Here is a 24396-nt window from a genome sequence, read left to right as displayed (position 1 = left end):
GCGCGCAGCGGAGCACTGAACCGGCCGATGGAAAAGAACATGCAGCTTCGCAGCAGAATAGCCGCCATCGCGATCATCATCGGCGCAGCTGGCGCAGCCGCCTACGCTGGATTCGGCCGCCGCCCCGCACGCGCCGACGCCAACCCCGTCACCACGCATCGCGTGCCACTGGCCACGAACGGCGGAGCCGTAATTCAGCTCTGCGACGGGGTCACCAGCACCGAGGTCAAGGGCCTCAAGCCCGGGCACCAGATGAGCCGCGCCCAAGCGCTCGAAGTCACGCGCCGTCTGATGGCCGGATGGCAGCGCAAGCATCCCGACCAGCACTGGGTGATGGCGCAGGCCGGCGGTGAGGCCGGGCCAGGGTCGGCGAAGGAGCAGCCCTCAGCCGCCAGTAGCGGACCCGCCGCGGGTCAGCCGAGTATAGCCGGCCCCGGCGTTGCCGCGCCGGCCAAGTCACAGCAGGGCGACACGTACGCAAGTTTCCATGAGCGCGACTACAAGATCTGGAAAGCGCAAACCGACGCCTTCGTGGAGTACGGCAACCAGGTCTTTCATTCGGCCAAGTTGCTCGGCAGCACGATCGGCGTGAGCTGCGACATGTGCCATCCCAACGCCGCCAACACCCATCCGGAGACCTATCCCAAGTACCAAGTGCAGCTCCAGCGCGTCGCCCTGCTGCGCGACATGATCGACTGGTGCATCGAGAATCCGGTCAGGGGCGCAACATTGGCTCCCAACGATCCCAAGATGCGTGCGCTCGAAGCCTATATTCTGGCCCAGCGCAGGGGAGTCCCGCTCGACTACGGCAAGCACTGAAAGGCGCGCGCGCCTTGCTCTCCGCTCAGTGCGCGATGAAGCGGCCCATCGCGCCCAGCGTGGAGTCACCCAACGCGTGGGTGACGAAGGTATAGCGTCCGGCCTGATACAGCGTCAGCTCGAGCACCGCGCCGCCCCCCGGAGGCACGTTAACGGTCTGCCGGCCAACCGTCACGTTGCGCGGGTTGCCATCTTCTAGGACCCGCTGGAAGATTGAACCGATCACGTGGAACGCCGAGATGTGATTGGGTCCGGCGTTGATAAGGAAGATGCGCACGGGCTCGTCGGTCTTCACCGAGAGCGGAGCGTCGATATAGCGGTTGGCCCTGCCGTTGAAGGTCACCACGTCGGCGACACCATGCATCATCTTCGTCAGGTCGCCCTGGAGTAGATCGGGATGAGCCGGCACTGGCTCGGTGTAGAACTCGCTCTGGACGAGGACGAAGTTCTGGCCGGAGCCCCATCCACCCTTGGGATCGACGATGATCGCGCCGTACATGCCGTTAGCGATATGCAGCAGCACCGGCTCTGTCCCGCAATGGTAGAGAAACGCGCCCGGATAGTAGGCGACGAAGGTGAAGTGGAGCGTCTGGCCGGGTTCAATCGTCTGGTATCCGACTTCGTTAGGCACCAAGCCCGCGTGGAAATCGATCGAATGGCCCATCGTGGCGGTATTGGTGAGCTCGACGTCGACGGTATCGCCGACGCGCGCGTGCAGCACCGGCCCGGGCACCGTGCCGTTGAAGGTCCACGCCTGGTACTTGCGCCCGCCGCCAATGTCAACGGTCTCGTTCATCAGCGCGAGCTTGATATGCACGACCTTGGCCGCGGGCAACGGCGGCAGCTGCTCCGGGATGACCGTCGGATTGGCCGGCCTGTAGCCCGGCGGTGTCTTGCTCACCGTGGCGCTCACCGGTGCCGGGTGAATCGCGCCTTCGGCGCACAAGGCCGGGCTGCGCAAGCCCAGCGCGAGCACGATGGCGGCTGAGGTGGCGGCGGTCAGGGCGTGCTTCGTCATCGCTTTAATCCCTCCATTGTCGCACCGCGCCGTCGCGGCGGCGCGGTCCAAGGTCAATAACCAGGCGCACCAGCGCGCAAGCAGAGTCGGAAGATGCGCTCGGGCGTGAGCGGCAGTTCGGCCGGCTCGACGCCGAGTGGCGCAAGCGCGTCTGCGATCGCGTTGGCAATCGCGGCTGGCGCGCCGATCGTTCCCGACTCGCCAACGCCGCGGAAACCGCCCAGCGTGGTCGGCGACTCGGCAGCCAGATGGTGCGCTTCGACCGCGGGCACTTCCGACGCCGACGGCGCGATATAATCCATCAGGGTACCGCTGACCAGCTGACCGGCGTCGTCGTAGACCATCTCTTCAAGCAGCGCCGCGCCGAGCCCCTGCGCGACGCCGCCCTGCACCTGGCCGTCCACGATCAGCGGATTGATCACGCGCCCGCAATCCTCGGCAACGACATAGCGCAGGACCTTCACCGCGCACGTCTCGCGCTCGATCTCCAGCATCACGGCATGCGTCGCCGCGGTCGCAGTGCCGTAGTATGGGTCGTAGAAAATCGTCGTTTCCAGCCCGGGCTCCATCCCGCGTGGCAGGCGTTTGGCGCCGGCGTACGCGGCCTGCGCGATATCGCGCAGGCTTACCCGCCGTCGGATCGCGCCGCGCGCCCAAAGCTCCCCGCCGCCGGCGTCGAGTTCGGCAGGATCGGTCTCGAGTAAATGCGCCGCGATGCGGCGCGCCTTGTCACGGATCGCGCGCGCGGCGAGAGTGGCGGCGCCGCCGCCCAGCACCGCACCGCGGCTGGCGTAGCTGCCGGTGCCGTAGGGGGCAGAGGCGGTATCGCCGAAGCGCGCGCACACGTTTTCAAGCGGCACTTCAAGTTCGTCCGCGACTATCTGCGCGAGCGCCGTCTCCAGCCCCTGCCCGTGCGAGGCGACGCCGAAAATCGCGGTGACCGTCCCCGACGGATCGACTCGGATGGTCGCCGCTTCGGTCCCCGCCGGCACAGGCATCCCGGGCGCGGCCGGAGTCGCCGAACCGATCCCGGTGAGCTCAACGTAGGAGGCAAATCCGATCCCGATCAGCCGGCCGCCCGCGCGCGCGCGCTGCTGCTCGGCGCGCGCCGCCGCGTAGCCGAGCATCGCACACGCCTTCGCCATGCACTCGGCGAATCCGGCGCGGTCCCAGACGATGCCGGTGGGTGTCCTGTAGGGAAATTCCTCGGCACGCACATAGTTGCGCATGCGCAGCTCGACGGGATCGATTCCGAGCCGGCGGGCGGCGCGTTCGACCAGCGCCTCCATTGCGAAGACCGCTGGCGGTCGCCCCACGCCGCGATACGGCCCGGTCGGCGCCTTGTTTGTTGCGACCGCGCGCGCACGCGCATAGTAGTTCGGCACCCGGTACGGCCCGGGCAGGAAGCTTACGACCTGAATCGGTTCGATCACGGCGGTCCACGGATAGACCGAATAAGCGCCGACGTCGCCCACAACCTCCGCGCGCAAGCCGACGATGGTGCCGTCAGATTTGAGCTGCAGTTCAGCGTCAACAATCTCGTCCCATCCCTGCGACGTGGTCAGCAGATCCTCACGCCGATCACTTATCCATCGCACCGGCCGCCCGAGCATCCGCGCCAGCGCCGCGACCGCGACCTCCTCGGGATATACCGAGGACTTCGCGCCGAAGCCGCCGCCGACGTCGCGCGCAACGACGCGCACCAGATGCTCGGGGATGTCGAGATGGAGCGCGAGCGCGCTGCGCAGGATTCCAGGGCACTGGGTGGCCGAATGCAGCGTGAGTTCGCCTGAACCCGGATTGTACTCGGCAACGCATCCGCGCGGCTCGATCGCGATCGCCGCCGCGCGGTGAAATCTAAAGCGTTCCTTTACGATAAGATCGGCGCCGGACGGCAGCTCGAACGAGCCGCGCGCGAACTCGCGAGCGACCAGCACGTTGGTGCCCGCCTGTTCGTGGACCAGCGGCGAGCCCGAGTCGGCCGCAGCTTCGGCATCGCTGACGACTTCAAGCGGTTCATACTCGACGCTGACGCGCTCGGCCGCATCCTCGGCGAGGTAGCGGCTGTGGGCGACGACGGCCGCGACCGCCTCGCCGACGTATCGCACGACGTCCACCGCGAGCGCCGGGATCGGCGTTAGTTTGTAGCCGGGCATCGTCGACGCCGCCACCATCGGCCGCGCTTGCTGCGCGATCTCGGCGCCAGCGACGACCGCGACGACGCCGGCGCTTGCGCGCGCCGCCGCTGTGTCGATCGCGACGATTCTCGCGTGCGCGTACTCAGAGCGCACGAAAGCGACGTGCAGCGTGCCGGACGGCAGATAGTCGGCAACGTAGGCAGCGCGTCCGGTCAGGAAGCGGCGGTCCTCGACGCGCCGCACGCGCGCTCCCACCAGCTTGCCGCCGCCGGTTCCCATCGAGGTGTCGCGCTCCCTGCCCTCTCCGCCGCTCCTCGGTCGCTCCGGCGTGGCCGTCATCCGCGATCGCGCAGCACGCGGCGCAGGATCTTGCCGTTGGGGCTTTTGGGGAGCTCGGCCATGAATTCGACCTGATGGGGCACCTTGTAGGGCGCGATTACGCTGCGCGCGTGGGCGCGGATCTGTTCCGCGAGGGTCTCCGACGGTGCGTATCCCTCGCGCAGGGTTACGAAGCCCTTGACCCGTGCGCCGATCTGGGGGTGCGAAATCCCTACTACTGCCGCTTCGAGCACCGCTGGATGCTCGAGCAGCGCGGATTCAACTTCCTTGGGCGAGATCAGATAGGCACGGCTCTTAATCAAATCGTCAGAGCGTGAGACGTACCAGAAGTAGCCGTCGCCATCGACGTAGGCGACGTCCTGGGTGTAGTACCACGAGCCGCGGTTGACCTCGGCCCAGCGCTCGGCCGCTTTGCGGTAGCCTACGGTCAGCCCCGGATGGTCGTTGCGCAGCACCAGGTGGCCAGGCTCGCCGGGCTTTTGCGGACGACCAGCATCGTCGAGGATCGCGACCTCGTAGCCCGGCAGCGGCCGGCCCATCGAGCCCGGCTTGACCTCCATCCCGATCCGGTTGCCGACGAAGATATGGGTTTCGGTCTGGCCGATGCCGTCGTGGATCGTGACGCCGAAGCGGCGGCGGAATTCATTGAACGTGTCGGCGGGCAGCGACTCGCCGGCGCTGACGGCGGCGCGCAGCGAATCGAGCCGCCATCGCCGCTCGGCGTCCGGCACCGTGAGCAGCATCCGGTAGATGGTCGGCACGGCAGCGAGCACGGTCACGCGATGGCGCTCGATCGTCTCGAACGTCGGCTCCGATGCGAAGCGGCCGTACGGCACAACGATCGCGGCGCCCTCGATCAGCGGATACAGGCATCCCGACCCGAGCGCATAGATGAACGACCAGTCTTGCGGCTGGTAACAGACGTCCGCAGGGCGCATCTTCACCATCGCGCGGTTGTACGGATCGCCGGTGCCAAGCAGCCAGCGATGGGCCTGCTGGACGCCCTTGGGCTCGCCCGTGGTACCGGAGGTGTAGATTACGAAGGCAACGTCGTCGCACGCGGTTGGCGCCGGGGTGAATTCGTCCGACGCGTCGGCCATCAGGCGCTCCCACGAAAACGTGCGCTGGCTATCGATCGCGCCGCTCTCCGCGCCGACCAGGATCAGCCGGCGCAGCGCCGGCGTGCGCGCGCACACGGCCTCGATCGGGCCGAGCAGCTCGGGCGTCGAGACCGCGAGGACCGCGTCGCTGTTGCGCAGGATTTTTTCGACCTCGTGCTCGCGGAACAGGAAACTGGTCGGGATCGCAATCGCACCGAGCTTCATCACGCCGACCAGCGCGATCAGCGTCTCCAGCCGGGTACCCATCCGCAGCATCACGCATTCGCCGCGGCGCACGCCGAGCGCGCGCAACGCGTTGGCGAAGCGATTTGTCTGCTCGCGCAGTTCGGCGAAGGTCCAGCCGCGGCCCTCCGCCCACGCGGCCACACGCCCGCCGCGCCCTTCCTCGACGTGGCGATCGATGACGTACGCCCCGACGTTCAAGCGCTCGGGAATTTCCAGATAACCGCGTTCGCGAGCCGCCGTGGTCATCGTCGCATGCTGCGCGCCCTTCTACCGGACCGCGCGCATCCGCTCCGCAGCCGCCTTGACCGCACGCACTATCCCCAGGTAACCGGTGCATCGGCAAAGCACGGCCGAGAGCGCCTCGCGGATTTCCTGCTCGCTGGGATCGGGATTGACGCGCAGGAAATCGTACGCCGCCATCAGCATCCCGGGCGTGCAGAAGCCGCACTGCAGTCCGTGATGCTCCCAGAAGGCTTCCTGGAGCGGATGGAGCCGGCCGTCATGCGCCAGCCCCTCGACCGTCATCAGCTCGGCGCCGTCGGCCTGCACCGCAAACATCAGGCACGCGCGCGCGGCCTCGCCGTTGAACAGCACGGTGCAGGCGCCGCAGATCCCGTGCTCGCATCCGATATGCGTGCCGGTCAGGCCCAGCTCCTCGCGCAGAAAGTCCGCTAGCAGGCGCCGCGGCTCGGCCCATCCTTCGCGCACCTGGCCGTTGACGGTCATCTGGATCTTTCTCGGCTCCGCCATCGCTAGCTTCCCTTGACGGCGCACGCCCTTTCGATCGCACGCTTAAGCGCGCGGCGCGTCAGCACGCGCGTCAGATGGCGCCGATATTCGACGGATGCGTGCAGGTCGGCGCCGGGATCGACCAGCTGGGCCGCGCGCGCCGCCGCTTCGTCCACCACGCGCTCGCCCAGCCCCCCGCGTTCGACGATTTCTTCGGCGCCGCGCAGGCGGACCGGGATCGGGCCGGCGCCGCACGCGGACAGCCGCGCCTGGCGGCATCGCTCGCCCTCCACAACCACCATCGCGGCGATACCGACTATCGCGAAATCGCCATGGCGGCGGCTGAATTCCTCGAAGGCACATCCCGAGTTCGGCGGCGCGACCGGCAGCCGCACCTCGGAGAGCATTTCGCCCGGCGCAAGCGCGGTCGTCATCAGGCCCCGGAAGAACTCCGCCGGGTGCACGACCCGCTCGGCGCCGCCGGCGCTGCGAATCACCAGTTCGGCGTCGAGCGCGGAAGCGACCGCGGGATACTCGGCGGCCGGATCGGCATGCGCGATCGAGCCGCCGATCGTGCCGCGGGTGCGCGTCGGCAGATGGCCGACCCAGCGCGTCGCTTCGGAAAGCAGCGGCAGGCGGGCTTTGATCAGCGGCGAGAATTCGATCGTGCGCTGGCGCGTCATCGCGCCGATTCGCACACGCCCGGTATCCTCCTTGATGTAGGCAAGCTCGGCAGTGCGGTTAAGATCGACAATCACTGCCGGCGCGCTCAAGCGGAAATTCAGGAGCGGAACGAGGCTCTGGCCGCCGGCGAGCAGGCGCGCGTCGGCGCCGTGACGCGCCAGCAGGTCGAGCGCTTCGGCGGCGCTGGCAGGCGCATGGTACTCGAACGGCGGCGGCTTCATTGCGCCCTCCGGCCCGCGCCGTCGAGCAGATGCCACAGGCGCTCGGGCGTGATCGGCAGCTCGGTGATGCGGACGCCGAGCGGAGCGAGCGCGTCGCTCACCGCGTTGGCGACCACCGCGGGCGCGGTCATCGAGCTCGCCTCGCCCAGCCCTTTTGCTCCCAGCGTTGTGAACGGCGAGGGAGTGGCGATGTGCGCGACCTCAATCCGCGGCGCCTGGCTCGCCGACGGCACCAGGTAGTCCATGAAGGTGCCGGAGAGAAACTGCCCCTCGCAATCATAGGCGAGCTCCTCCCATAGCGCGCCGCCGAGCCCGTGGAGCGCGCCGCCGACAATCTGGCCCTCCGCGATGAGCGGATTGATTATCACGCCGGCATCGTGGACCGTGACGTAGCGCAGGATTTTGATCTCGGCGGTTTCGCGATCGATTTCGACCGCCATCACTTCGGCGATAAAGCCGTAGGTGTTCGATGAATTAACGCGGTCGTGCGCGTCAGGCGAGTCGGCGAGCGGAAAGCCGAACACCGCCGTCGCCTCGAGCCCCGGCTCCATCCCGCGCGGCAGCGATTCGGTGTTCCAGTGCGCGCGCCCGGCCAGCTCCTTGAGCGTCAGCGCGCGCCCGCCGCCCGCGCGCGCCACCACGCGCCCGTCGGCGAAGATGAGATTCTCGGCCGGGGTCTCGGTCAGGGCCGAGGCGAGACGAATCAATTTGTCCTTGAGCTTGCGCGCAGCGAGCGCGGCGGCACTGGTGCCGACCGAGCCGAAGCGGCTTGAATAGGTGCCTGAGGAAATGCCCCACACGCGGGTGAAGGTGTCCATCTCGTCAACCACCGTGACGTCGGCGGGTGCCACGCCGAGCTCGTCGGCGATAATCTGGGCGACGATCGTCTGATGACCCTGGCCCTGGGGCGCCGAGCCGAGGATAGCCGTCACCCGGCCAAGCGGATCGATCTTGACGGTCGCGCTTTCGATCGCGCCCGACTTGGGCAGGTATTCCGGACGCGCGCGCACCTCGGGATCGAGCGCGACGGTGACGTAGCCCATGTTGGAAACCGACGGATCGACCGCGACCGCGAGCCCCACACCGTAGAGTTGGCCGGCGGCGCGCGCGCGCCGCTGCTCCTCGCGAAGCGCAGGGTAGCCGGCGGCCTCGAGCGCACGCTCGAAGGCTGCGGGATAATTGCCCGAATCGTAGAGCCCGCCGGTCGGCGTGCGATAGGGAAATTGGGCGGGGCGGATGAAGTTGCGCCGGCGCACCTCGGCCGGATCCATCGCGAGCCGCTCGGCCAACAGATCGACCATCCGCTCGATCTCGAAGTACAGATGGCCGCAGGCGTAGCCGCGGTTCGGCCCGGTCAGGCTCTTGTTGGTCATCACGACGTGGGCGTCGGCTTCGAGGTTCGTGAAGCTGTACGGCCCGACCCAGTTGCCGATCGGGCGAAATGTGCATCCCGGCTCCGGACTGCGCACGTAGCCGCCAACGTTGTCGTACCATCGCGAGCGCATCGCCAGGATCGTGCCGTCGCTGCGCGCGGCCAGTTCGCGGTAGGCGACACGGTCCACGCCGCTGGAGGAGGCCAGCAGATGCTCGCGGCGATCTTCGATCCAGCGCACGGTGACGCCGATGCGCATCGCAGCAAGCCCGATCAGCGCGAGGTAGGGAAAGATGCTGGTCTTGATGCCGAAGCTGCCGCCGATGTCGGGCGGGACCACGAAGCGCAGTCGGTTCTCCGCCAGTCCCAGAGCGCGGGCGACCAGCGCGTGCAAGATGAACGGCCCCATGAAGTTCGACGTGATCGTGAGCACTCCGGTCGTCGGATCCCACGTCCCGATCACGCCGTAAGTCTCCAGCGGGGTCGAGGAATATTTCGGGTAGCGGAAACGCTCGCGGATCACGATGTCCGCTTCGGCGAAGGCGCGTTCGACGTCGCCGTAAACGATGTGACGATGGCACGCCTCGTTGGAGCCGACGGCCTCGTGGAGCAGCGGCGCTCCGGGCTTGAGCGCGCGCTCCGGATCGATCACCGCCGGCAGCGGTTCGTAATCAACCTGGACGAGTTCGAGCGCATCCTCGGCCAGATAACGGTCGCGCGCGACGACCACGGCCACCGGCTCGCCGACGAAGCGGGCCTTGTCGGTCGCCATGCAGTAGTACCTGACCGGCGCCTGCACGCCGACCGAAAACGGCTGCGTGTATTTGAGCGCGTCGGCGCCGGTGATCACGCCGGCGACGCCGGGTGCGCGCAGCGCCGCCGAGGCGTCGATCGCGCGGATGCGCGCGTGGGCGTGCGGGCTGCGCAGGATCGCCGCGGCGTACGGCTCTTTGAGCGGCAGGTCGGCGACGAAGGCGCCGCGTCCGGTCAGCAGGCGCGGATCTTCGGCGCGCTTGAGCGGCTGTCCGACCCACTTCGCCATCGCCACCTCTCGGGCTCGGATTCGGTTCAATGCGTGAGGTGGGCGGCGGCGAATTCGGCGCCGGGCACGGAGAGATCGACTTGCGCCGGCAGCTCGACCGGCAGCTCGTGGCGCTCCGGAAAACGCAGCCCGCATTGCGCCATCACTGGCCGAATCGAATCGAGGTAGGCGGCCGCGACGTCGCCGCTGTCGCGCGTCTTGAGGCCGACCTCGATGCAATAGCGGTTGCCGGCCGTTTCCGGGCGTCCGAAAATCCGTATCGCGGCAACGAACCATTTCCTGAAACGGCGCTGGATTTCGGCGCGCGTCGCCGCGTCGCGGCACATCTCCACCAGGCACGTTTCACCGAAGTTCTTGTGTCCCTCCTCGTCCTTGAGGATCGACTGGTTGGCGCGGGCGAGCGGCAGGTAGCTGCCCTTGGTGTACTCGGTGAGCTGAAAGGTCGCCGCGCGGTCGATCATGAAATTGAACAGCGTCGCGTCGATCCAGTCCTCGATTCGGACGTCGGCCTCGTCGCCGGTGAAGCGCGCGCCGGCTTTGCGGCGCTCGCGCACGTAGGCCTCGATATCGACGCCCAGCTCGGCCATTAGCCTGGCGATCAGTTTGAAGTGCTTGAGCTCCTCGTTCTGGTAGCGCGTGATGCGGATCTTGTCGTCCACGCCGGGCGCGTGGATCACGCATTGGCCAAAGACCTCGGCGGTGGCGATCTCGCGTCCCGCCTGGCGGTCCATCAGCGTCAGCACCATCCTGCGGTAATTGTCGTCGGGAATCTCGTCGTGGCTCTTGACGATGTGCATCCGACCCCTCGCGCCGCCCTTTTTTGTCCGCCGGGCGACCAGGTGTCGCCGCAGGCGCCGATGAGCCGAGGCGGCCGGCGTCTCCCCTCGGCCCGCCGCCTACGTTATGTTGACAGCTTGATTTTCGTCAACGGAAGCGCGCGAACGCCCTTCGCGCTCGCGCGGCCGGGTTCGGGCGAAGTTAGCCGATGATACGCAGGGCAGCAGGCATAGCGGCGCTGATTCTCTTCGGCGTGGTCGGCGCGCTGCTGATCGCCGAGGCCGGGGTGCGCATCGCCAACCACTGGTTCCCTTATTTCTATTGCTACGACGCCGCGCGCGGATGGGGGCTGCGGCCGAACACCGCCGGCTACTATCGGCGCGAGGGCGGCGCCTGGGTGAGCATCAACGCACACGGCTTCCGCGGCCCCGACTTTTCGCGTCGCAAGCCGCCCGGGACGATTCGCATCGCGGTGCTCGGCGACTCTTATACCCAGGCGATGCAGGTCCCCTACGAGGACACCTTCGCCTCGGTGGCGGCGGACGCGCTAGCGCAATGCCCGCTGTTTCGCGGCAAACGCGTCGAAGCGCTCAACTTCGGCGTTGACGGCTACGGCACCGCGCAGGAGCTGGTGACGCTGCGCGAGAAGGTCTGGCCCTACCATCCCGACATCGTGGTGCTCGCGGTCTTTCTCGGCAACGACGTCCGCAACAACTCAGTATCGCTCGAAGGCGACGAATGCCGGCCGTTCTTTGTCGAGCGCGATGGCAAGCTCGAACCGGCGGGGCCGTTCAGGAGCTCGGCCTCGTTTCGGCTGTGGTGCATGACGCGCTTCGATTATCGCAAGGCGGGACTGCTCACGATGCTGCGCAATGGATGGACGATAATCCGCGAACACAGCCGCGGGCCGACCGCGCAATCCCCGGTCGAAGCGGCGATCAACTACAACATCTACAAGCCGCCCGCCGACAAGGCGTGGAGCGACGCCTGGCAAGTCACCGAGGCGCTTATCAGCGAGATGCATCGCGAGGTCGCGGCGCACGGCGCGGCCTTCCTGGTCACGACGCTCGACACCAGCATCCAGGTCTGGCCCGATCAACAGGTGCGCGCCAACTTCATGAAGCGGATCGGCGTGAGCGACCTCTTCTATCCCGACCGCCGCATCGCCGCGCTCGGCGAACGCGAGGGCTTCGAGGTGCTGGCACTGGCCGAGCCGCTGCTCCGCTACGCCGAGCAGCATCACGTCTATCTCCACGGCTTCGCCAACACGCGCGAGGGCTTCGGCCATTGGAACAAGGTCGGGCATCGGGTGGCCGGCGAGCTAATCGGCAGGCGTCTGTGCGCGATGGCCGAGGCGGGCAAATGCCCCAGCTGCACGGCGGCTGGCGCCCCACGCTAGCCGCGGCGTCCTAGCCTAGCCGCTGGTCGAATTGCAGGATTATACCGTCGGGATCCTCGAACAGGCAGGTCAGGACCTTTTTCCCCGGCGGCTCGCCGTAGGCGATCGAGTCGGACTCGTACGGACCGATCAGGATTTTGACCCCCGCCGCCTTAAGTTTCTCGACCCGCTCGCGCAGGTCGCTCACCCAGAATGAGAAGTGGTGGATGCCAACCTGGTCGAGCTTGATCGGCCGCCCCGAGGGTTCGCCGGGCTTTTGCGAGAGCACGATAAACCCCGCCTCCGGCCCGCCGTTCCATTTGAGATAAACCGCCCGGCGGCGGTTCTGCACGGGGTCGGCGAACAGCCGCTCGGAGCCCCGCACCGGCTCCTCCTTGTCAAGGGTGACGCGCAGGCCGAGCAGGTCGCGATAGAAGCGCAGTGAGCGCTCGAGGTCAGCGACGCCGATCGCCACGTGCGAGATTCCGTGCATTGCCTTTTGCCTCCGCGCTCTGGTCGAATGGTTCGCAATCGTGACGAGCCCACTTGTACTGTCGCGGTCTCGCCTGCGTCAAACCCGCGGGCATAGTGCGCGCGCGGGGGTGATCGGCGTGACCGCGGCGCTCCTGGCGGCGCTGAGCCTGGGCATCCGCTGTACCTTCGCTCACGCGCAGGCAGCCACCGCGCAGCTCTCGGGCGGCGATCGCAGCACGGAGGCGGCCGGCGCGGCGCTGGAGCGGATGGCGCGCGACAACTTTGGCGCGTTGAGCGAGGCCGAGCTCAAGCTGGTGCACGCGGCGCCGCGGCGCGCGCTGCTCTGGGTCGGTCCCACCAACGACATCAACAGTCCGGCCAACGATCCCGCGCACGCCGCCGAATGGCATCCCGGGCGCACGATCCGCGCCGCGCTCATCCGATGGCTCGCCGCCGACCCCGCCGCGCGCCCCTACGTCCATCCGAGCGGAGTCGGTGTCGGCGGCGCCAAGATCGATGGAGAGCTCGACCTCTCCTACCTGACGCTCGCCTCGCCGGTGACCATCCTCAGCTCGGCCATCCCCGAGGGCGTCGATTTCTCCTTCGCGCGCATCCCCGGGCTCGACCTTTCGCGCAGCACGACCGGCCCGATCGTCGGCGACCGTGCGGTAATCGGCGGCGATCTCATCCTGACCGCCGGCAACTTCGGCCCCACCAGTCTCTTTCGCACCGAGATCGACGGCAGCCTCGATTGCAGCGGCGCGGCGTTCGTGCGCGGCGACGACCCGCTCTCACTGGTCGAGGCGACGATTAAGGGCGACGCGTCGTTCCATGCCGGCTTTACCACGAGCGGCGTCGTCGATTTGCGGCTTGCCGAGGTCGAGCGCGGCCTCAGTTTCAATCACGCGCGCTTCGTGGGCGCGGGCGACAACGGGCTCAACGCCGAGCGCGCCAAAATCGACGGCACGCTTTACTGGGTCGATATCACGCGCACCCCGCGCACCGAACTCGACCTCGCCAACGCGCGCGCGGCAGCGCTATGGGACGATGCGGCGAGCTGGCCCGCGCCCGGCCGGCTCTTCCTCGAAGGTTTCGCGTACGGCGACCTCAGCGGCGGTCCCGCCGATGCGCCGAGCAGGCTGAAGTGGCTTGCGCTCCAGCCGCCCGGCTACCGCCCGCAGCCTTATGGACAGCTCGCCCGCGTGCTGCGCGAGCGCGGCTCGGACATCGGGGCGGTAAGCGTGCTCATCGCTAAGGAGGATGCGCGCCGCCGCCAGCGCGAGTTGGGAGTGGGCGAGCGCCTGTGGGGCCTGCTGCTCGACGCGACCATCGGCTACGGCTACCGGCCGATCCGCGCGCTATGGTGGATCTTCGGCTTCGTCGCGCTGGGTGCGATGCTCTTTCGCTTTGGCTACCACGAGCGCGCGATCACGCCAACCGAACCCGCAGCCTACCAATGCTTCGTCCGTGACGGCGAGCCGCCGCCGCACTATCCGCCCTTCAACGCCGTGATCTACTCGCTGGAGAATTTCCTGCCCGTCGTCGATCTCCATCAGGGACTCTACTGGCGCCCGAACCCGCGCCACGGTTCGGGCGGCCGGATGCGCATGCTCTCGGGCACGGTGCTGCGATGGTACCTGTGGCTGCATATCCTGGCCGGATGGGTGATCACACCACTGTTCGCGGCCGGGCTTAGCGGCCTGGTCCGGCCGGATTGAGCGCAGCGCCTGCGCGAGACCGGCAAACGGCCTCTGTCGCAGGGCGGAGGCAGGCTCGGCGCTGAATCTGTTATTTGGTGCTGGTCGCAGCGAATGTGCTAGACAGGAATCGGCCCGGCGCGGCGGCTTAGGCGTCGCGCCGGTCGAACTTCAATTCGCGCCCGCGCAGCCACGCGGGCATGCCAGGAGGTGGATACGGTGGCATCGATCGAATTCGGCGTCGCGCTAACCTCGGTAAAGGGAATCGGCGAGGCGGCGCGGCGCGCCGAGCAGCTCGGCTTCGACTACGTGGCCAGCGGCGAGCACGTGATGTTTCACGGGCCGGTGTCGAACTCGCTCATCGGGCTTTCGGTTGCGGCAGGCGCGACCGAGCGGATCAAGCTGATGAGCACGATCGTGCTGCTCCCGCTTTATCAACCTGTGATGCTGGCCAAGCAGACCGCCGTCCTCGACGTCGCCTCGGGCGGCCGCTACCACATGGGCGTCGGAATTGGCGGCGAGTTCCCCAAGGAGTTCGAGGCCTGCGGCGTCCCGGTCAAGCAGCGCGGCTCGCGCTCCAACGAGGCGCTCGCCGTGATCCGAAAGCTGTGGGCCGAGAAGAATGTCAGTTTCGAGGGGCGCTATACCCGCTTTAGCGGCATCACTCTTGAGCCCGCGCCGACGCAAAAGCCGGGACCGCCGATCTGGGTCGCCGGACGCAAGGAGCCCGCGATGCGCCGCGCCGCGACCTTCGGCGACGGATGGCTGCCGTATATGTATACGCCGGAGATGCTGCGCGACAGCGTGGCCAAAATCCAGGCGTTCGGGCGCGAGGCCGGGCGCGACCTGAGCGGGTTTCGCCTCGGGCTCTTCATCTTCGCTTCGGTCTATCCCGACCGCAAGGAAGCCGAGGAAGTTGCGGCGCGCGCGCTGGGCAAGAACTACGCGCAGGATTTCTCGAAGATCGCCGGCCGCTACGTCCTTTACGGCAGCCCCGAGGACTGCCGCAAGCGGCTGCGCGAATACGTCGACGCCGGCGCGCGCACCGTGATTTTCTCGTGGGCCTGCCGCCACGACGATATCGACCGCAACATGGAGACGATCGCCAAGGAAGTTGTTCCCGCTTTCCGCTGATCGGCGGGCGCCCGAGCACATCGGCGGGGAAGAGCGATATGGCAGGACCGCTCAGCGGAGTTCGCGTCATCGACCTGACCCAGAATCTGTCGGGCCCGATGGGCACGATGATCCTCGGCGACCAGGGCGCCGACGTGATCAAGGTCGAGCCGCCGACCGGCGATTTTACCCGCGCGATGGGCGGGACGCGGCGCGGCGTCGCGCCCACCTTCGCGATGATCAACCGCAACAAGCGCTCGGTCGTGCTCAACCTTCACGATCCACGTGGGCTTGAAATGCTCAGGCGGCTGGTAAAGGGCGCGGACCTCTTCGTGCAGAATTTCCGCCCCGGCGTGGCCGAGCGGATGGGTATCGGTGAGGCCGCGATGCGCGCGGTCAGGCCCGACCTCGTCTATGTCTCGATCAGCGGCTTCGGCGAGCGCGGCCCCTACGCCGACCAGCGCGTTTACGACCCCGTGATCCAGGCCCTCTCCGGACTCGCCGACATCCAGGCCGACGTCGCCACCGGCCATCCGCACATGATCCGCCTCATCATCCCAGACAAGGTCACCGCGCTGACCGGCGCGCAGGCGATGACGGCCGCGCTGTTCGCGCGCCAGCGCAGCGGCGAGGGCCAGCACGTGCGGCTGGCGATGCTCGACGCGGTGATCGCCTTCCTGTGGCCGGAGGGGATGGCGGCTTACACCTTCGTCGGCGAGAATCGCAGCTCGCTTCGCGCGGCGCGGGCACGCGAGCTTATCTTCGAAACCGCCGACGGCTTTATCACCGCCGCCGCCAACACCGACTCCGAATGGAGGGGGCTCTGCCAGGCGCTCGAACGGCCTGAATGGCTCGCCGACGAGCGTTTCAAGACGCCGGTTCTGCGCATCCGCAACGCCGACGTGCGGCTGGAGATGACCGCCGAGGTGCTCAAGACCAGGAGCTCGGCCGAGTGGCTGCGCCGCCTGCGCGACAACGACGTCCCCTGCGCACCGGTGCTCAGGCGCGAGGAAGTAATCCGCAACGCCCAGGTTGTCGCCAACGAACTCGTCGTCGAATCGACCCATCCACACGCAGGACCGATACGCCAGCCGCGGCCGGCCGCGCGCTTCGGGCGCACGCCGGCCGAACTGCGCCGCTTCGCCCCGATGCTCGGCGAGCATACTGACGAGGTGCTGCTGGAGGCGGGTGTGGCGCGCGACGAACTAGCCGCGCTGCGCGCGCAGGGAGTCATCGCATAGCGCTCCGCACCGCCGCATGCGCGCAGGGCGAAGTTGATTGATTTAAGCTCGCCGCTGGAGATCAATCGTCGATAACAATCCGCCGCCGGGGGATGGACTGATGGACTTCGGAATATCGGAAGAACACCGCATGATGGTCGCCAGCGTGCGCCAGTTCCGCGAGAAGGAGCTGATGCCGCTGGAGAAGGACTTCCTGCTCAAGGGCAAACTCGACATCGAGGTGCGCCACGGCCTGGAGCGCAAAGGGCGCGAGGCCGGCTTCTGGGCGCTCGAAGTGCCCGCCGAGTACGGCGGCAATGACGTCGGCCAGCAGGCGATGTGCATGATTAACGAAGAACTGTTCAAGCATCCCGCGATGTTCGAGTTCGGCGGCAGTCCCGAGCCGGCGCTGTACCTGTGCAACGACGAGCAGAAGCAGCGCTTCTTCTACCCGATCATCGCGGGCGACAAGCATAGCTGCTACGCGTTCACCGAGCCCGACGCCGGCTCCGACTTCGCGCGGATCCGCACCACCGCCGTGCGCGACGGCGACCGCTGGATCGTCAACGGCACCAAGACCTTCATCTCCTACGTCGAGGGCGCCGACTTCGTCATCCTGTTCACCACGACCGACCCCAAGGCCGGCCCACGCGGCATCACCTGCTTTCTGGTCGAAATGGGCACGCCCGGCTTCACCGTCGCGCGCCAGATTCCGACGATGGGCGACAACTGGGATCCGCACGAGCTTCAGTTCACCGATTGCGCGGTGCCCGATGCCAATCGCCTGGGCGAGGTCAACGGCGGCTTCGCCGTCGCCGACTATCAGCTAACGCACGGACGGCTCAAGATCGCGGCCTTCCAGCTCGGTATCGCCGCGCGCTCGATCGAGCTCGCGCTCGAGTGGGCCAAGCAGCGGACCACGTGGGGCAAGCCGATCGCCAGCCGCCAGGCGATCCAGTGGATGCTCGCCGACTCCGAGGTCGAGCTGGAGGCGGCACGGCTGCTGGTCTATCGCGCGGGCTGGATGGCCGACGCCAAGCAGAAAATCCGCAACGAGGCCTTCATCGCCAAGCTCTACGCGACCGAGATGGCGCAGCGCGTCACCGACCGCTGCATCCAGATCTTCGGCGGCCTCGGGTATACGCGCGAGCTTCCGATCCAGAGCTTCTTCCGCCAGGTCCGCGTATGGCGCATCGGCCACGGCACCTCGGAGATCCATCGATGGATGATCGCGCGCAACATGCTCGGCCAGTCGTCGCGCGACTGACGGCTTCCCCCACGAGAGGCACATGAACATTTCGTTTCCCAAGCTGCACCAGGAACTCCAGCGCTACGTGGGCAGAAGCGAGCGCGTCGATCTGGGCGTGATGCGCGCGTCTGACTTCGCGCGCTTCGCGATCGCCTCCGATAATCTCAGCCCTGTCTTCCTCGACGACGCGGCGGCCAGGGCCGCCGGCTATCCAGGGGTAATCGCGCCGCCGCTTCTGTTGAGCGCGGTCAGGAACTGGCAGGCCGGACCGCCCAACGATGCGCTCAAACCCGATGGCACCACCAGCCATGAGTTCGGCTTCCTGCCGCTGGAGGGAACGCGGATCATGGGCGGCGGCCAGGACCTGGACTTCCACGCCCCGGTAACCGACGGGATGCGGGTCTCGATGGAGATGCGGCTGGACGGGGTCGAGCTCAAGCAGGGACGTTCGGGCGAGCTGCTGCTGATCCGGGTGACGCAGATCTATCGCGACGCGGCCGAGCGCCCGCTGGTAACCTGCCGCGAAACCTTTATCGCGCGCTGAACCGGGAGCACGGACCGTGGCCAATCAACTGTACTTCGAAGACGTCAAGGTCGGCGCCGCGCTCACGCCGCTGGTCAAACATCCCACCACCGCCCAGCTCTTCCGCTTCAGCGCCGTCACCTGGAACGCCCACCGCATCCACTACGACAAGCCGTACGCGCTGAGTGAGGGCTATCCCGACGTCCTGGTCCAGGCACATCTGCACGGATCGTTTCTCCTCCAGATGGTGGCGGATTGGGCGGGGCCGCGCGCGCGGGTGACCAACTTCCGCTGGCAGAACCGCGGCATCGCGATCCCCGGCGACACCCTGACCTGCCGCGGCAAGGTGACCAGCGCCGAGGCCGGCGTGGTCGAGTGCGAGCTCGAAGAGCGCAATCAGAAGGACGAGCTGTGCGCCGCCGGCTGGGCCCGCGTCCAGCTCCCCCGCCGCGGGTGAAGCTGATAAGCGCGGAGCTCTGTGGCCATTTGAGTAAGGCGCTGAGATTCGCGTGGCACGGGCTTCAGCTCGCGACTTTTTCCTTCGCTCACGACCGTTAGGGTCCGCATAGCGAGTTGCGCTAAATCGTCGAAAGCGCCGGCGCGCGGAGCGTCGGCTACGCCAATCCTGAGCGTACGGAGGAACGACGATGGCCGCAGCCGACGACATCCTCGCCCTTGACGCGGTCGGGCTGGCCGCCCGGCTCAAGGCCCGCGAACTCTCGCCGGTCGAAGTCGCCGAGGCCTACCTCGACCGTATTGCGGCCACCGAAAAGCGCCTGTGCGCCTACGTCACCGTAACCGCCGAGCTAGCGCGCGAAAGCGCGCGGCGCGCCGAGCGCGAGATCGCGGCGGGCGGATGGCGCGGCACGTTCCACGGTGTGCCGGTCGCGCTCAAGGACCTCTGCTGCACCGCCGGAATCCTCACCACCAGCGCCTCACGGGTGCTCGCCGACTACGTCCCCGATCGCGACGCGACCGTATGGGCGCGGCTGGCGGCGCAGGGCGCGGTGCTGCTCGGCAAGCTCAACATGCACGAGTTCGCCTGCGGCGGCACCGCCAAGACCGCGTGGGGCACCACGCTGAATCCGTATGATCCCGAGCGCCTGCCGGGCGGCTCGAGTTCCGGCTCGGCGGCGGCGATCGTCGCGCGCAGCGCGGCCGCGACGATCGGCAGCGACACCGGCGGCTCGATTCGTATCCCGGCCGCGTTCTGCGGATGCGTCGGGCTCAAGCAGACCTACAGCCGGGTCAGCCGTTACGGCGTGTTGCCGCTTAGCGATTCGCTCGACCATGTCGGCCCGATCACGCGCAGCGTGCGCGACGCGGCCGCGATGCTCGCGGTGATCGCCGGCCACGACCCCGACGATCCGACCTCCAGCCGTGAGCCCGTACCCGACTATTCGGCGGCACTCGGCCACGACCTCAAGGGCGTCCGCGTGGGCGTTATCCGCGAGCTCAACCAGGGCGTGACCGCCGAGGTCGCGCAATCATTCCAGGCCGCGATGTGCACGTTGGAGGGGCTCGGCGCGGCAGTGGATGAAGTCTCGATCCCGTCGATCGACGAGGCCGGCGCGGCTGCGATGAATATCATGTACGCCGAGGCGCTCGAGTATCATGAGCGCTGGTTCGTCGCACGCGCGCAGGACTACGGGCGCGGCGTGCGCAGGATGCTGGAGGCGGCAACGGCGCTGCCGGCCGCCACCTACGTGCGCGCTGCCCGCGCCCGCGCGCGGATAATCGCCGACGCGCTCAGCGCGATGGAAGGGCGCGACGTGCTCGCCACGCCCGCGTGCGCAATGGCGCCGATGACGATCGCCGAGGCGCGCACATCCAGGATCGGACTCGCCCAGCTCATCCGGCATACGGCGCCGTTCAACGTTACCGGCCAGCCGGCGCTCGCGATTCCGACCGGCGTGAGCCAGGGCGGGGCGCCGCTCGCGATGCAGATCGTGGGGCGGCCGTTTGACGAGGCGGCCGTGATCCGCGTCGGCGACGCCTACGAGCGGGCGCGCGGCCCGCTGCCGCCTCCCAAGTTCGCCTGAGCGTGCGGGCCTAGCGGAACGCTGGGATCACGAACTCCGCGAAATCGCGGAAGACCTCGCGCTGGAAATCCGCCGGGGGCAGGATGAAAGTCTCCTTGATCCCCGCCGCTTCCATCGCGCGAATCTGCGCGACGAGTTCGTCCGGCTCGCCGACCAGGCAGGTGCCGCGAATCGCCTCGGGCGTCACGAAGCGCCGCTCCTCGGGCTGCATGAAGGTGCCGTGGCCCTCGTGGACCTGGCGAAAGCGCGCGGTTTCGGGAAGGCTGAAGCCGCGCACGCGCTTGAGATAAGCGTCCCATACGTTGCGGAAGAACGGCGGGATCGCGTCGTCCGGCTCGCCGCGCGCTTTCCAGTTCTCGTAAGCGAAGTGGAGCGCGCTGGTGACCTGCGCGCCGGTCTGGTTGACGACGCGCTCCGAGTCGAGCCGCTCGCCCGGGCGCAACACGCACGCGCTGCTCAGCGAAACGGTATGGAACGTCGATGGCAGCGTGCGGCCCGCGCGCTCGGCGCCGGCGCGGATCCGCGCCAGCCGGCCGCCGACCCGCGCGTTGATTCCGCCGGCGGTGATCCAGCCGTCGCCAAACTCGCCCGCCAGCTCGCAGGCCTTGGGACCGTTGGCGGCGACGTAGATCGGAATCGGATCGTCGAGGTTGATGAAGTGGCGGTCGCGATGGAGGAACTGGATCTCGCGCGTGCGTCCGCGCCAGGTGTAGTCCACCGCCTCGCCATGCAGGAGCGCGCGCACCACGCGCAGGTATTCGCGGAACTCGCCGAGCGGCAGCGGGTTCTGCCCCATCACGCGCATCGCGGTGTGCCCGGTGCCGATGCCGAGGAAAGTGCGGCCGGGCGCGATACGGTTGATGGTCGCGATTGAGTGCGCGGTGACCGGCGCGATGCGGGTGCCGGCGATCGCAACCCCGGTACCGAGCTTAATCCGCCGGGTGTTGGCCGCCGCCAGCGCCAGGGTCGCGTAACAGTCCGACCAGATCATCTGGGAATCAGGCACCCAGGCGCGGTCGTAGCCGAGTTCCTCGCAGTAGCGGATGACGTCCCACTTGTCGATGTGCGTATCGATGCCGATTCCGAATTCCATCGCGCGCTCTCCGAAGGCCTCAGACCGTCGCCTTGCTTGGATGGCCCTCAGCCCTTTAGCACAGCGCCGATATGGGCGTGAAAGCCACACGCCGATAGGCCGCGGTTTGAAATGGGCTTGGGCGAGCTTAGGGAAGATAGCCGAGTGCATCCGAGCGCAGGAAATCGCTGCCAAAATTTGTGTGCGTGCGCGGATATTTGACATCTATAAGCAAATAATAGTGACTATACACAGGTTATGGAGCGCAATTTGAGCTATTTCTCGCCTTGGACCTCCGCCGTTATTGAACTAAACTAGCGAAGCAATGACGCCAATTTTCACTGAATATCGTCAGGGAGTGCGCAGATGAATTTCTTGGTCCGACTTTACGTGCGTACCCGCGAGGCTTTGGCCACCGAGCGCGGGCAGACGATGGCCGAATACGCGCTCATCCTGACCTGCATCGCGATTGTCGTAGCCACCGGCTACGAGCTCATCGGACAGAGCGTCTCCTCGAGCGTAAACGGTATTACGAACTCACTCACCAACGCGTGATGTGGCCGGGCGTCGAATCGTCCCGCCCAATTCCTCAGGCAGCCCCGAACAGCTAGCCTTCCGTACTCGCCGCTGTCGCTGAGCCGTCCTGGCGACCGCTTTGGCTCTCCCCGTGCCGACGCGCTATGAATGAGCGGCGGGGAGCTATCGCTCATGCGAGCCATCGACGGCGACAGCCATGTCATCGAGCCACTGGACCTCTTCGAGCGTTATATCGACCCGGCCTTTCGTGAACGCGCCGTGCGCGTCGAAGCCGACACCACCGGGCGGATCACGCGGCTGTTGGTCGATAACCGGCCGATGCGCATGGCTGATATCGACGACCTGATGAGCGCGTGTGCCGGCTACGGACAAAAGGAAGAAGGGCGCGCGCTCAGCGACTTCGACCGCTACCGGATCGCAAGCGAACACTGGCAGGACATGGACTTGCGCATCCGCTACCTCGACGAGGAGGGCTTCGCCGCGCAGGTGCTGTACCCGACGATGGGTCTCTTATGGGAAAGCTCGGTCGAGGACCCGCATCTCGCAGACGCGCTGTGCCGCGCATACAACACGTGGGCGTTCGAGCTGGTCGCGGGCCATCGCGACCGCCTGTTCCCGGCCGCGCACATCTCGATGCGCGACGCCGGGCTTGCCGTGCGTGAAATGCGGCGCGTGGCGGCGATGGGCTGCCGCGCGGTCTTCGTCGGCGCGGCGCCGATCGGCGGGCGCAGCTTCGGTCATCCCGACTTCGACCCGCTGTGGGCGGCGGCGCAGGAGCTGAGCCTCGCGGTGGGAATCCATCTCGTCGGCCATCCCAATTACACCGGCAGCCAGTGGTATCGTACGGGCAATCCGGGCTTCATGTACATCACGATGATGAATGTGCAGGATCCGCGGATGGCGCTGACCTCGATGATGTACGACGGCGTGTTCGAGCGCTTTCCGCGGCTTAAAGTGGCGACGATCGAATCGATGGCGGGATGGGTCGGCGAGTGGCTGGAACGAATCGATTACCGCTACAAGTACATCGGCTATACCTCACGGATGAAGCGCTCGGCCAGCGAATACTTCGCGCGCAATATCTGGGTCAGCGCCAACCCCGAAGAACGGATGTTCCCGTTGATGGTCGGATTCGCGGGCGACGAGCGCTTCTTCATCGGCTCCGACTATCCGCACGCCGAAGGCTTCGTCCATCCGATCCGGACCACGCGCGAGCGGCTCTGCGGCCTGCCCGAGCGCTCGGTCGAAAAGATCCTGTGCGACAATCCGGCCGCGTTCTATGGCATCTGAGCAGCGGCCGATCGGAGCGGCAGGCGGCAAGGCGTAGGAGAAGCACATGGGCAGCGCGATGGAGCTGTACGCCGGCTTTGCCTTGCTGGTGATCGTTATCGTCGCGCTCATCGTGCTGCTGGCCGTCATTGCAAACCTTTGGCATGCGGCCCGCCGCCTGCTCGCGCGCCCGCGGCATCAACGCGATAGCGAATCAGCTGCGGACGGCGGGCGGCCGACGGACTGGCGCTGAGCAGCGCGCTCAGGCCTTGGCGCGCAGCTCGCGCCACAGGCCAAGCTTCTCGTGCACTGGCCGATCGGAGAAGCTGAAGAGAACAGCCTCCTCAGCGGCGTCGTGGCGGTAGGGGCGCCAGCTCGGCGCAACGAAGATGTCATGCGGGCCCCAATCGAACGTCTCGCCGTCGATCACCGTGCGCCCGCGCCCCTCCACCACGACGAACACCGTGCTGTCAGTCGAGCGATAGGGCATCGCGCTGAAACCGCGCGGCAAAAGCTGCATCGCCGCCCCGATCGTCGGCATCGCCCACTCGCCCGTCACCGGGTTGACGTAGCGCATCCTGTAGCCGTGGCAGGCATCGATGTCGCCGCCGCGGCTCATCCGCGCAAGCGCCTCACGCGTGCGCTCGTAGGTGTAGTTCAGGATCGGGCTGCTCAGGGCGCGGCGCTCGCAGACCGCCGGCAAAAGCCCGCTGCCGTAGCGCGCGATTGAATCGCCCTCGGGACGTGTGAGCGGAAACTGGTCCTCGCCGTAGGGCTCGAAGAAGACCGCGTTGAGCAAATCGACAATGGGGATATCGAGGCCATCGAGCCAGACCATCGGCCCATCGGTTTCATTGCCGTGGTCGTGCCAGGTCCAGTAGGGAGTGATCACGAAATCGCCCGGGCGCATCGTGGTCTTTTCGCCATCGACTGCGGTGTACGCGCCCGCTCCCTCGATGATGAAACGCAGGGCGCTTTGGGTGTGGCGATGGCTGGGAGCGATTTCGCCGGGCAAAATAAGCTGGAGGCCCGCGAACAGCGAATGGGTCACCCGGGGCGGGAATTGTCCGCGCAACGCGGGGTTCTCGAGGATGAGCACGCGGCGGTCGGCCTCGCGTGCGCTGATAAGGCCGCCCGCCTCCATCAGCATCGGGCGTACTTCCTCGTAGCGCCACAGCACAGGCGCTTCGGGCGGGCGCGGCTCACGGCTCTGGATCCCCTTGAGCACCTCCCACAGCGGCGCAAGGCTGCGCTGGGCGATCTTTGTGTAGAAGGCTTCACGCTCGGGCGTGCGTCGCGGCTGGGCTGCCATCGTGCTCCACCTCCCGGGGTCGTGG

Annotated in this window: 22 protein-coding genes; 12 read left to right on the top strand and 10 right to left on the bottom strand. The window is 67.4% G+C overall.

Going from position 1 to position 24396, the window contains the following annotated elements; all coding sequences use genetic code 11:
* The first annotated feature begins 27 nt into the window (after positions 1-27).
* Positions 28-819 (top strand): hypothetical protein, encoded by a 792-nt coding sequence (locus VFB33_12515; protein HZO82508.1) that lies wholly within the window; start codon positions 28-30, stop codon positions 817-819.
* Between the two features lie 25 nt (positions 820-844).
* On the opposite strand, the gene VFB33_12510 is transcribed toward VFB33_12515, so the two are convergent.
* From VFB33_12510 to VFB33_12480, 7 genes are read right to left on the bottom strand one after another with little or no spacing between them, the layout of a single operon-like run.
* Complete coding sequence (locus VFB33_12510; GenBank protein ID HZO82507.1) at positions 845-1837, bottom strand: multicopper oxidase domain-containing protein; 993 nt, start codon at positions 1835-1837, stop codon at positions 845-847.
* A 53-nt stretch (positions 1838-1890) separates the two neighbouring features.
* Positions 1891-4314 (bottom strand): xanthine dehydrogenase family protein molybdopterin-binding subunit, encoded by a 2424-nt coding sequence (locus VFB33_12505; GenBank protein HZO82506.1) that lies wholly within the window; start codon positions 4312-4314, stop codon positions 1891-1893.
* Positions 4311-5906, bottom strand: a complete 1596-nt coding sequence (locus VFB33_12500; protein HZO82505.1) for an acyl-CoA synthetase — start codon at positions 5904-5906, stop codon at positions 4311-4313. The genes VFB33_12505 and VFB33_12500 overlap by 4 nt, the downstream gene beginning before the upstream one ends.
* 21 nt (positions 5907-5927) lie before the next feature.
* Positions 5928-6410 carry a (2Fe-2S)-binding protein gene (locus tag VFB33_12495; GenBank protein ID HZO82504.1) on the bottom strand — a complete coding sequence of 161 codons (483 nt, stop codon included), beginning with the start codon at positions 6408-6410 and terminating at the stop codon, positions 5928-5930.
* A 2-nt stretch (positions 6411-6412) separates the two neighbouring features.
* Positions 6413-7294 (bottom strand): xanthine dehydrogenase family protein subunit M, encoded by an 882-nt coding sequence (locus tag VFB33_12490; protein ID HZO82503.1) that lies wholly within the window; start codon positions 7292-7294, stop codon positions 6413-6415.
* On the bottom strand, positions 7291-9708 hold the full coding sequence (locus VFB33_12485) for a xanthine dehydrogenase family protein molybdopterin-binding subunit (GenBank protein HZO82502.1): 2418 nt from the start codon (positions 9706-9708) through the stop codon (positions 7291-7293). Before VFB33_12485 ends, VFB33_12490 begins: the two co-directional genes overlap by 4 nt.
* Before the next feature lie 26 nt (positions 9709-9734).
* Positions 9735-10505 (bottom strand): ferritin-like fold-containing protein, encoded by a 771-nt coding sequence (locus VFB33_12480; GenBank protein ID HZO82501.1) that lies wholly within the window; start codon positions 10503-10505, stop codon positions 9735-9737.
* A gap of 188 nt (positions 10506-10693) precedes the next feature.
* On the opposite strand from VFB33_12480, the gene VFB33_12475 reads away from it, so the two are divergent.
* Positions 10694-11884, top strand: coding sequence for an SGNH/GDSL hydrolase family protein (locus VFB33_12475; GenBank protein ID HZO82500.1), 1191 nt, complete (start codon positions 10694-10696; stop codon positions 11882-11884).
* A 10-nt stretch (positions 11885-11894) separates the two neighbouring features.
* Here the strand turns inward: VFB33_12475 and VFB33_12470 are convergent, their stop codons facing one another.
* A complete protein-coding gene (locus tag VFB33_12470; GenBank protein HZO82499.1) occupies positions 11895-12356 on the bottom strand; it encodes a VOC family protein in 462 nt (153 codons plus the stop codon).
* 118 nt (positions 12357-12474) lie between these two features.
* Here VFB33_12470 and VFB33_12465 point away from each other — a divergent pair, with 118 nt between their 5' ends.
* The 7 genes from VFB33_12465 (at position 12475) to VFB33_12435 (ending at position 20181) form a co-directional block, all read left to right on the top strand.
* Positions 12475-14055 carry a hypothetical protein gene (locus VFB33_12465; GenBank protein ID HZO82498.1) on the top strand — a complete coding sequence of 527 codons (1581 nt, stop codon included), beginning with the start codon at positions 12475-12477 and terminating at the stop codon, positions 14053-14055.
* 198 nt (positions 14056-14253) lie between these two features.
* Positions 14254-15168, top strand: a complete 915-nt coding sequence (locus VFB33_12460; protein ID HZO82497.1) for an LLM class flavin-dependent oxidoreductase — start codon at positions 14254-14256, stop codon at positions 15166-15168.
* Positions 15169-15206: 38 nt separating this feature from the next.
* Positions 15207-16388 carry a CoA transferase gene (locus VFB33_12455; GenBank protein ID HZO82496.1) on the top strand — a complete coding sequence of 394 codons (1182 nt, stop codon included), beginning with the start codon at positions 15207-15209 and terminating at the stop codon, positions 16386-16388.
* Between the two features lie 100 nt (positions 16389-16488).
* On the top strand, positions 16489-17634 hold the full coding sequence (locus VFB33_12450; protein ID HZO82495.1) for an acyl-CoA dehydrogenase family protein: 1146 nt from the start codon (positions 16489-16491) through the stop codon (positions 17632-17634).
* A gap of 22 nt (positions 17635-17656) precedes the next feature.
* Entirely contained in the window at positions 17657-18160 is a 504-nt protein-coding gene (locus VFB33_12445) for a MaoC family dehydratase N-terminal domain-containing protein (GenBank protein HZO82494.1), read from the top strand.
* 16 nt (positions 18161-18176) lie between these two features.
* Entirely contained in the window at positions 18177-18596 is a 420-nt protein-coding gene (locus tag VFB33_12440) for a hypothetical protein (protein HZO82493.1), read from the top strand.
* Between the two features lie 190 nt (positions 18597-18786).
* Positions 18787-20181 carry an amidase gene (locus VFB33_12435; protein HZO82492.1) on the top strand — a complete coding sequence of 465 codons (1395 nt, stop codon included), beginning with the start codon at positions 18787-18789 and terminating at the stop codon, positions 20179-20181.
* 10 nt (positions 20182-20191) lie between these two features.
* Here VFB33_12435 and VFB33_12430 read toward each other — a convergent pair whose 3' ends face one another.
* Positions 20192-21274, bottom strand: coding sequence for an LLM class flavin-dependent oxidoreductase (locus VFB33_12430; protein ID HZO82491.1), 1083 nt, complete (start codon positions 21272-21274; stop codon positions 20192-20194).
* Between the two features lie 345 nt (positions 21275-21619).
* On the opposite strand from VFB33_12430, the gene VFB33_12425 reads away from it, so the two are divergent.
* The 3 genes from VFB33_12425 to VFB33_12415 all read left to right on the top strand — a co-directional run bounded on the left by VFB33_12425 (position 21620) and on the right by VFB33_12415 (position 23312).
* On the top strand, positions 21620-21808 hold the full coding sequence (locus tag VFB33_12425) for a hypothetical protein (protein HZO82490.1): 189 nt from the start codon (positions 21620-21622) through the stop codon (positions 21806-21808).
* A 153-nt stretch (positions 21809-21961) separates the two neighbouring features.
* Entirely contained in the window at positions 21962-23080 is a 1119-nt protein-coding gene (locus VFB33_12420; protein ID HZO82489.1) for an amidohydrolase family protein, read from the top strand.
* Positions 23081-23126: 46 nt separating this feature from the next.
* A complete protein-coding gene (locus tag VFB33_12415) occupies positions 23127-23312 on the top strand; it encodes a hypothetical protein (protein HZO82488.1) in 186 nt (61 codons plus the stop codon).
* A 9-nt stretch (positions 23313-23321) separates the two neighbouring features.
* On the opposite strand, the gene gtdA is transcribed toward VFB33_12415, so the two are convergent.
* A complete protein-coding gene (gtdA, locus tag VFB33_12410; protein HZO82487.1) occupies positions 23322-24371 on the bottom strand; it encodes a gentisate 1,2-dioxygenase in 1050 nt (349 codons plus the stop codon).
* Positions 24372-24396: the final 25 nt, after the last annotated feature.

The sequence above is a fragment of the Candidatus Binataceae bacterium genome (genome assembly GCA_035650475.1).
Classification (GTDB): domain Bacteria; phylum Desulfobacterota; class Binatia; order Binatales; family Binataceae; genus JAKAVN01.
Note: the sequence above shows the minus strand (reverse complement) of the source record. Positions and strands in the feature narration are given on the sequence as shown.

Coding starts and splice junctions, on each gene's coding strand:
- VFB33_12505 (HZO82506.1), bottom strand. CDS start 4,314: ATGACGGCCACGCCGGAGCGACCGAGGAGCGGCGGAGAGGGCAGGGAG.
- VFB33_12415 (HZO82488.1), top strand. CDS start 23,127: ATGGGCAGCGCGATGGAGCTGTACGCCGGCTTTGCCTTGCTGGTGATC.
- VFB33_12475 (HZO82500.1), top strand. CDS start 10,694: ATGATACGCAGGGCAGCAGGCATAGCGGCGCTGATTCTCTTCGGCGTG.
- VFB33_12490 (HZO82503.1), bottom strand. CDS start 7,294: ATGAAGCCGCCGCCGTTCGAGTACCATGCGCCTGCCAGCGCCGCCGAA.
- VFB33_12445 (HZO82494.1), top strand. CDS start 17,657: ATGAACATTTCGTTTCCCAAGCTGCACCAGGAACTCCAGCGCTACGTG.
- VFB33_12515 (HZO82508.1), top strand. CDS start 28: ATGGAAAAGAACATGCAGCTTCGCAGCAGAATAGCCGCCATCGCGATC.
- VFB33_12480 (HZO82501.1), bottom strand. CDS start 10,505: ATGCACATCGTCAAGAGCCACGACGAGATTCCCGACGACAATTACCGC.
- VFB33_12510 (HZO82507.1), bottom strand. CDS start 1,837: ATGACGAAGCACGCCCTGACCGCCGCCACCTCAGCCGCCATCGTGCTC.
- VFB33_12430 (HZO82491.1), bottom strand. CDS start 21,274: ATGGAATTCGGAATCGGCATCGATACGCACATCGACAAGTGGGACGTC.
- VFB33_12500 (HZO82505.1), bottom strand. CDS start 5,906: ATGACCACGGCGGCTCGCGAACGCGGTTATCTGGAAATTCCCGAGCGC.
- VFB33_12420 (HZO82489.1), top strand. CDS start 21,962: ATGCGAGCCATCGACGGCGACAGCCATGTCATCGAGCCACTGGACCTC.
- VFB33_12425 (HZO82490.1), top strand. CDS start 21,620: ATGAATTTCTTGGTCCGACTTTACGTGCGTACCCGCGAGGCTTTGGCC.
- VFB33_12435 (HZO82492.1), top strand. CDS start 18,787: ATGGCCGCAGCCGACGACATCCTCGCCCTTGACGCGGTCGGGCTGGCC.
- VFB33_12455 (HZO82496.1), top strand. CDS start 15,207: ATGGCAGGACCGCTCAGCGGAGTTCGCGTCATCGACCTGACCCAGAAT.
- VFB33_12485 (HZO82502.1), bottom strand. CDS start 9,708: ATGGCGAAGTGGGTCGGACAGCCGCTCAAGCGCGCCGAAGATCCGCGC.
- VFB33_12450 (HZO82495.1), top strand. CDS start 16,489: ATGGACTTCGGAATATCGGAAGAACACCGCATGATGGTCGCCAGCGTG.
- VFB33_12495 (HZO82504.1), bottom strand. CDS start 6,410: ATGGCGGAGCCGAGAAAGATCCAGATGACCGTCAACGGCCAGGTGCGC.
- gtdA (HZO82487.1), bottom strand. CDS start 24,371: ATGGCAGCCCAGCCGCGACGCACGCCCGAGCGTGAAGCCTTCTACACA.
- VFB33_12470 (HZO82499.1), bottom strand. CDS start 12,356: ATGCACGGAATCTCGCACGTGGCGATCGGCGTCGCTGACCTCGAGCGC.